Below are 7,231 nucleotides of genomic sequence, written 5' to 3'. Positions count from 1 at the left end.
TATACAAACTGCACTGGTTATATTCTGGGTTCGAAGAGAGTATCTTGTCAAGTCATTCAACAAATAAGCGTAGAAAAGTATGACATTTTATGTCTGGCTTAAACCAGCAGATACAATCAGAATACAAACCTGTTCCTCATAAAGCAATGGCAGGTTTTCCATCAGAACACAGTCGTTTCAGAAAAGGAGAAAATAAGGGGGAAGAGGTGCGGATCAGACGTCGCATTTCACTGCTTTCAGTATTTCAATAGGTAAGAGTACCAAATTTCCTTGCTTGGTCCGAACTAGGACCCCATTACCGTTTCGTCGTTGGATTAGCCTAGGGTCCAAAAAAGCCCGAAATTCTAGACTTATCCCGGATCTATCTTGATGGGCCTACGGGATTTGTCGCCAAGCTGACAACAGCGTCATTAAGGGTCAGCAACGCGCCGGGGAAAATAAGTCGAACTTGCCAGAAAAATGGGCGGGCATTTTGGACCGCCCCACAATCCTCGCCACTTCAGTCACATTTCCATGTTGAGGGCGGGCGCAATTTCAATTGATCCACCGACCTTTATATGTGGGCAGGGCTTTGCCATCTTGATTGCAGCCTCTATGTCGTCTGCCTCTAGGATTGTGTAGCCAGAAATCGGATTGGCCCCGCCATCATCGGTGACAGTTCCATCTGAATGAATAGTTATGGAGGGGCCGACTGGCACTCCCGGCTCGACAACAGCGTCCCCCAATGCTTCCATCCATGCACGCCACTCCACCATATGTTGCGCCCCTTCATCATTCGATTCAATTTTTGGTTGGCCATGATAAGCCAGTACGAATTTTGGCATGTATTATCCTCTTCGCTGCAAGTGTGCTGAGACAAAGGATTTTGACAGCGATCTAAATATGATCAAGATCATATTAAAAATAATGTTATGCTTACCAGATATTGGAGAAAGCCCATGCCTTATAGCCCCGAGCACAAAAATAACACCCGCGCCACTATCATCGAGACGGCACGTATGCTGTTTAATATCCACGGATTTAGGGGGGTGACGATTGGTATGGTGATGAAACAGGCTGGCCTGACCCATGGCGGTTTTTACAATCACTTTGATAGCAAGGAAGCGCTTTATGCGGCGGCGGTCAAAAGTTTTCTTGGCGGGCGCGGGGCCCAATGGCGGGAAGAGGCGGGTATTGATCCCAGCCGTCTCAACCCTGAAATGGCGCAACATATGCTGGACAGCTATTTGTCAAACGAGCATCTGGCAGATATGGAAAACCAATGTCCGATGATTGCCCTGCCGTCTGATGTTGCGCGGGCCAGCCCCGATGTTCAACAGGCCTATCAGGAACTTCTGACAGCAATGGTTTGGTTGTTTGAAAACACGTTAGACGGCCCAGAAGAAGGCGTGCGGCAACGCGCCTTATCAATGGCAGCCCTTTGCGTCGGTGGTATGGTACTTGCCCGGACTCTCCCGGATTCAGGACTTGCAATGGAAGTTCGAGACGCTGCACATAAAGCGGCCAGTGATATGAGAGAAGTATCTATAGCTCCCCCATAAAGCATATATTCGGGTTCAGGCATCGCTTTGCACATTGTTTGCGTTACACGAAAAAAAATGAAAAACCTCGCTTTTCTCATTACGTTCGCTGTAAACGGTGGGGTGCGGGTGCCCTGGGCCTGGATTAGATCGATTTAGCGATTTTCAGAATATGAGTTGCCCTTCTCACATGGGGTAGATGGCATAGAACTTCACCAATCTTAACCAAAGACTGCTCGCCTGCAAACGCTTGAACGCCCTGTCGATACCAGTGTTCTGTACCAGTAGCCTGCTAGCCTTGTTGTGTTTGAAAAGCACTTTAGGATCGCGTGAAAAACAACCCTATTAAAAGCAATAGGTTATATTTTCTTTGATTGTAAGGATGAAGATAAAGTGGCGGAGGGACGGGGATTCGAACCCCGGAAGGGCTTGCACCCTTGCTGGTTTTCAAGACCAGTGCATTCAACCGCTCTGCCATCCCTCCGCAATACTCAAAATCAATTATTATCGATTTTGAAGACCAAAAGACCCTCGTCTGTTTGGCGTTCGAGACGTTTACTCGTTCAGGCACCACGCTGTCAATAGGGTAGATTGGTAAAAAATCATTTTTGGTAGAAAAAAGAGGCAATTATGAACAAGTTTCGGCCATGCAATCGTTGCACCATATGGCTGGGTATGGCAAAAAGGATAAAAGCTTGTTCTAAGAGGGGTAAATGCTGAAAATTTCCACAAAACTAGGATCTTTGGTTGTCGCAGTCGCGATGGCAATGCCGATCAGCAGCGCGACCGCTGCAAAAAAGGAATTTGGTCTGTGGCTTGAAGAATTGAAAGCGGAAGCCCAATCCAATGGGATCAGTAAGCCCATCCTTGATACCGCCTTTCGAAATGTGAAATTCAAAGAAAAAATTATCACCCTGGATCGCAAGCAGCCCGAAGTAACACAAACCTTTCAGCAATATATGGCAAAAAGGCTCCCGAAATCCCTCGTTGATATGGGCAAAGCCCGGTTGCACAAGCATAAAGCCGTATTGGATGAGGTGAGCCGGATATATGGTGTTCAACCCCGCTTTATCGTCGCATTATGGGGTGTGGAAACCCGTTTTGGAAAATATACGGGCGGGTTTAATGTTGTCGAAGCCTTGACCACACTGGCATATGATGACCGCCGGGCCGATTATTTTCGCAAAGAACTGATGATTGCGCTGAGAATACTCGAAGACAGGCACATTAAGCCCGGCGACATGAAAGGATCCTGGGCAGGAGCCATGGGTCAAGCCCAGTTTATGCCATCAAGCTTTGTAAATTTTGCAGTTGATCATGATAAGGATGGTCGGCGCGATATTTGGACTACCAAACCGGATGTTTTCGCGTCTGCGGCAAATTACTTATCCAAATCCGGCTGGCGCGGGGATCAGACATGGGGACGGGAAGTTAAGCTTCCGGCCAACTTTGATAAGAACCTGATCAGCCTGAAGATACAAAAACCCATGCAGGAATGGCAGGATTTGGGGGTCAGAAAAGTAAACGGCACAGATTTACCCTCCCGCCAGCTCGTAGGCTCGCTTGTCCAGCCAAAGGGCGGGAATGGACAGACTTTTCTGGTTTACAATAATTACCGGACCATTTTGAAATGGAATTATTCAACTTATTTTGCCATGTCCGTTGGACAGCTGGCAGATAAATTGGTTTCGCCTTAATCTAAAAGGGTTATTGCAGTATGGGTATTACAAGACATTTTCGGCATTTCAGAACTATCGGCACGACCACAGCGATTTTAATTTCGGCGGGTTTATTATCCGGTTGCGCCGAGATTAGTTTGTTGGGGCATGCTGCATCTGAGATGAAATCATCTGATGACACGGATTTGTCAAAGGTCAATCGGGGAAGCCGGAAAGTCGGAAAGCCCTACAAAGTTGATAATATCTGGTATTATCCGGCGGAAGACCCTCAGTATAGCGAAACCGGTATTGCATCCTGGTATGGCGAGCCATTTCATGGACGTAAAACGGCGAACGGTGCAGTCTATGATATGAACCAACTGACAGCAGCCCATAAGACCCTGCCCATGCCAACAGATGTTAGGGTCACCAATCTGGAAAATGGACGTTCGTTGGTCGTAACCGTTAACGATCGCGGGCCATTTGTACATGGCCGGATCATAGATCTCTCACGGCGGGCCGCGCAGCTTCTGGGTGTTATTCGAAATGGCACGGCAAAAGTTCGAGTAGAGTTGGCCAATCCAGCCGGGCAGGATGTACGATATCTTGCAAAAGCGGAAACAACAGAAGAAGAAAAGAAAAAAGTAAAAGCCGCGCCCAAGGCAGATGTACAAACAGCCACATTGGCGCCGCCAAGCGATGTTAAGGCCGCGCCAAAACCGGATGTGGCTGAATTGCCCAAACCAGCGGATACGTTAAACGAAACAACACCGACCCCAGCCGTCCCGGATAATGTGCTATCAGTAGAGCCTGTCGCGGACAGTGAAATTTTTATTCAGGCAGGCGCGTTCATCGATTTTAACAATGCTAACCGGCTAAGCGCTCAGCTATCCGGTCTGGCACCAACAAAAGTAAATCAGGTTCTGGTGAACGGTCAGGATTTCTACCGTGTCCGGCTTGGGCCCGTTTATAGCGTGGACGAAGCGGACATTCTGTTGGCCAAGCTGATCAATTCTGGTCATACAAATGCCCGAATTATCATCGAACAACAGTAACCGACCCTACGATATCAGATTAAAGAATGTGACCTTGAATATTATTTGGCAGAAAAAAAGTGAGAGAATGTTGAAATTTCTTCCCGCTATCGGAACCAAACTCAGAAAAACGCTTGTTTTTGCGACCACGGTAACTGGTCTCACGATCATGGGATCATCGGCGCAGGCGTTGGAAACAGCTGCCCGACAAGCCTTCCTCATGGATATGGATACCGGCGCCGTTCTTCTTGAAAAAGATGCCGATACCTTAATGCCACCCGCGTCAATGAGCAAATTGATGACAGTGACCATGTTGTTTGAACGGTTGAAAGACGGTTCACTTAAAATGGATGATACGTTTCCAGTAAGTGAAAAAGCCTGGCGTAAAGGGGGCTCCAAAATGTTTGTGGAGGTCAATAAACGCGTTAAAATCGGAGATCTTCTTCGCGGTATTATTGTTCAATCCGGTAACGATGCCTGCATCGTTGTCGCAGAGGCTCTGGCCGGATCAGAAGCAGCCTTCGCAGACTCAATGACCGCCCGCGCCCGAGAAATTGGTCTCGAAAAAAGTATTTTTGCGAACGCTACCGGTTGGCCGGACCCTAATCACCGCATGACCGCCCGGGAACTGGCGCTGCTTTCTAAATACATAATTCGGAATTTTCCCGATTATTACGGAATATTCAGCGAAAAAAGTTTTACATTTGGCAAGACCAACAAAGGTAAAGACATCAAACAAGGAAACCGCAACCCGCTTTTATATTCAAATAATGGTGCGGATGGTCTGAAAACCGGTCATACGGAAGAATCCGGTTATGGCCTGACGGGTTCAGCAAAACGCGGGGATAGACGTTTGATCCTTGTTGTTAATGGGTTATCCAGTGCGAAGGAACGGGGCAGGGAGTCAGAGCGACTGCTGGAATGGGGATTTCGCGAGTTTGACAATTACGCCTTGTTTAAAAAAGATCAGGAAGTGGCCAAAGCGCGCGTCTGGTTGGGTGAAAAGGAATTGGTATCCCTTTCCGTTGAAAAGGACCTGACCGTCACGATGTCTCGTAAAGACAGACGGTCCATGCAGGTCAAACTGGTCTATAACGAACCTATTCCGGCGCCAATTCTAAAGGGAACCCCTGTCGCACGGCTGGTCATTACTGCGCCAGAGATGGAAACAATAGAAGTTCCTTTGATTGCGTCAGAAGACATTAGCCGGCCGGGCATGTTTGGCCGCGTCAGCGGAGCCATTAAATATGTTCTTTTCGGGGCTTCAGCCAACTAGGTATTTTATGAGTAATTCAATAACTTATCCCGGAAAGTTCATCACATTTGAAGGCGGGGACGGCACTGGAAAATCCACGCAAGCGCGATTGCTGAACGAGTATATTCAGTCAAATTTCAACACGGATGTATTGCTTACTCGAGAACCCGGCGGTGCACCCGGTGCCGATGAAATTCGCGAACTGATCTTAACGGGCGATCCGGATCGCTGGGACGCTGTCGGCGAAACTCTGTTATTTTATGCCTCCCGCCGAAATCATCTGCGCCTCACGGTTTGGCCCGCACTGGAAGCGGGGACATGTGTTATTTCTGACCGGTTTGCCGACTCGACAATGGCGTATCAGGGATACGGCAATCAGATGGGTGTTGAAAATGTCCAGAAAATTCACGATGTGACCGTCGGTGATTTCGAACCTGACCTGACCCTCATTTTGGATATTGATGTGGCGCGAGGCTTGGCCCGGACCCAGGGTCGGTCCCATAATGAAGATCGGTTTGAAAAAATGGATCTGTCCATGCATGAACGTATGCGGCAGGGGTTCTTTGACATTGCTGAGAAAAACAAACATCGATGCGTGATTGTTGATGCAGACCGCCCAATTGATGATATTCAAACTGATTTACGGGCAATCGTAAAAGAAAGGCTCTTTTCTTGAGCGAAGAGCCAACAGCAGATGCCCTGGAAGGGTTTCCTCATCCAAGGGATAGCGGAACTCTAATTGGGCATCATGCCGCTGAAACTGAATTTCTGGCAAGTTTCAACGGGGGACGGTTTCATCATGCCTGGCTGATTTCGGGAAAAATGGGGATCGGCAAAGCCAGTTTTGCCTATCGGGCAGCGCGTTTCCTTCTTTCGCAGGAAGGATCGGAAAGTGGGATGTTTGGGCCACCAGACAATCTGGATACCCCAGCGGGTCACCCCGCCGTGGCACTTATGAACGCGGGATCCCATCCCGGATTGGCGGTTCTTAGACGCCAGTATGATCCTAAAGGAAAGAAACATTTCAAAGTTATTCGGATCAACGACGTACGGTCACTGTCCAATTTTTTTGGATTGAAATCCAGCGACGGAGGATGGCGGGTCGTTATTGTTGATACGATCGACGACATGAATGTCAGTGCGGCCAACGCGTTCTTGAAAATTTTGGAAGAACCCCCTGCACGCACCATTTTCTTTTTGTTATCCCATACCCCGGCGGGATTGCTTCCGACCATTCGGTCCCGGTGCAGAATGCTGCCCCTTAAACCACTGGAAGACCAGGATTTGAAAACGGTTATAACACGTTTAAGCCCTGATCTAACAGATCACGATCTGGATATTTTGGCCGTGCTTGCTGAGGGAAGTCCCGGTCAGGCGCTCAGGTTACAACAGGCGGGCGGTACCCAGGTCTTCTTATCAATGCTTGAATTATTTAACGGATATCCCCATTTCTCGCCAGATAAGCTTCATGGTCTTGCTGATGCAGCCGGTAAAAAAGGCGGTGAGACGCTATACGATGTTCTCACGACTGTGTTTCCCTGGTGGATCTCCCGACTTGTGAGAGGGATTAGCACCGGATTTGATGGTGCGGTATACGTGCAGAATGAAACAGATGTGATGAACCGGCTTGCCAGCCAGCAATCTGTTGCATTTTGGATAGATATCTGGGAAAAGTCGAACCATCTGATCAATCGGGCGGAAAGCGTCAATCTGGATCGCAAACAAGTGGTTTTGGATTTGTTTTTAAGCACAGCCCGAAAATAA

At 48.3% G+C, this 7,231-nt stretch carries 7 protein-coding genes and 1 tRNA gene; 6 read left to right on the top strand and 2 right to left on the bottom strand.

Annotated elements, in window-relative coordinates:
• Positions 1-503 precede the first annotated feature (503 nt).
• Positions 504-824: a YciI family protein gene (locus ACJAYR_RS17725; protein WP_415237832.1), complete on the bottom strand. Its 321-nt coding sequence runs from the start codon at positions 822-824 to the stop codon at positions 504-506.
• A 114-nt stretch (positions 825-938) separates the two neighbouring features.
• On the opposite strand from ACJAYR_RS17725, the gene ACJAYR_RS17720 reads away from it, so the two are divergent.
• Entirely contained in the window at positions 939-1,541 is a 603-nt protein-coding gene (locus ACJAYR_RS17720; RefSeq protein ID WP_415237831.1) for a TetR/AcrR family transcriptional regulator, read from the top strand.
• A gap of 373 nt (positions 1,542-1,914) precedes the next feature.
• Here the strand turns inward: ACJAYR_RS17720 and ACJAYR_RS17715 are convergent.
• A tRNA-Ser gene (locus tag ACJAYR_RS17715) sits at positions 1,915-2,004 on the bottom strand.
• A gap of 229 nt (positions 2,005-2,233) precedes the next feature.
• Between ACJAYR_RS17715 and ACJAYR_RS17710 the strand changes: the two genes are divergently transcribed.
• From ACJAYR_RS17710 to ACJAYR_RS17690, 5 genes are all read left to right on the top strand, one after another.
• Positions 2,234-3,217, top strand: a complete 984-nt coding sequence (locus ACJAYR_RS17710) for a lytic murein transglycosylase (RefSeq protein WP_415237830.1) — start codon at positions 2,234-2,236, stop codon at positions 3,215-3,217.
• Between the two features lie 20 nt (positions 3,218-3,237).
• The gene (locus ACJAYR_RS17705) at positions 3,238-4,233 is read left to right on the top strand and encodes a septal ring lytic transglycosylase RlpA family protein (RefSeq protein WP_415237829.1); all 996 of its coding nucleotides are present in this window, start codon (positions 3,238-3,240) and stop codon (positions 4,231-4,233) included.
• Between the two features lie 67 nt (positions 4,234-4,300).
• Entirely contained in the window at positions 4,301-5,488 is a 1,188-nt protein-coding gene (locus tag ACJAYR_RS17700) for a D-alanyl-D-alanine carboxypeptidase family protein (protein ID WP_415237828.1), read from the top strand.
• Between the two features lie 7 nt (positions 5,489-5,495).
• A complete protein-coding gene (gene tmk / locus ACJAYR_RS17695; protein ID WP_415237827.1) occupies positions 5,496-6,143 on the top strand; it encodes a dTMP kinase in 648 nt (215 codons plus the stop codon).
• A complete protein-coding gene (locus ACJAYR_RS17690; protein WP_415237826.1) occupies positions 6,140-7,231 on the top strand; it encodes a DNA polymerase III subunit delta' in 1,092 nt (363 codons plus the stop codon). The genes tmk and ACJAYR_RS17690 overlap by 4 nt, the downstream gene beginning before the upstream one ends.

This window comes from Sneathiella sp., assembly GCF_047631475.1.
Classification (GTDB): Bacteria; Pseudomonadota; Alphaproteobacteria; order Sneathiellales; family Sneathiellaceae; genus Sneathiella.
The sequence above is the reverse complement of the archived record's forward strand: the minus strand, read 5'-3'. Positions and strand labels throughout refer to the sequence as shown.

Excerpts from the sequence above, each read along its gene's own strand:
- ACJAYR_RS17705 (WP_415237829.1), top strand. The coding sequence starts at position 3,238 with ATGGGTATTACAAGACATTTTCGGCATTTCAGAACTATCGGCACGACC.
- ACJAYR_RS17700 (WP_415237828.1), top strand. The coding sequence starts at position 4,301 with ATGTTGAAATTTCTTCCCGCTATCGGAACCAAACTCAGAAAAACGCTT.
- ACJAYR_RS17725 (WP_415237832.1), bottom strand. The coding sequence starts at position 824 with ATGCCAAAATTCGTACTGGCTTATCATGGCCAACCAAAAATTGAATCG.
- ACJAYR_RS17710 (WP_415237830.1), top strand. The coding sequence starts at position 2,234 with ATGCTGAAAATTTCCACAAAACTAGGATCTTTGGTTGTCGCAGTCGCG.
- tmk (WP_415237827.1), top strand. The coding sequence starts at position 5,496 with ATGAGTAATTCAATAACTTATCCCGGAAAGTTCATCACATTTGAAGGC.
- ACJAYR_RS17720 (WP_415237831.1), top strand. The coding sequence starts at position 939 with ATGCCTTATAGCCCCGAGCACAAAAATAACACCCGCGCCACTATCATC.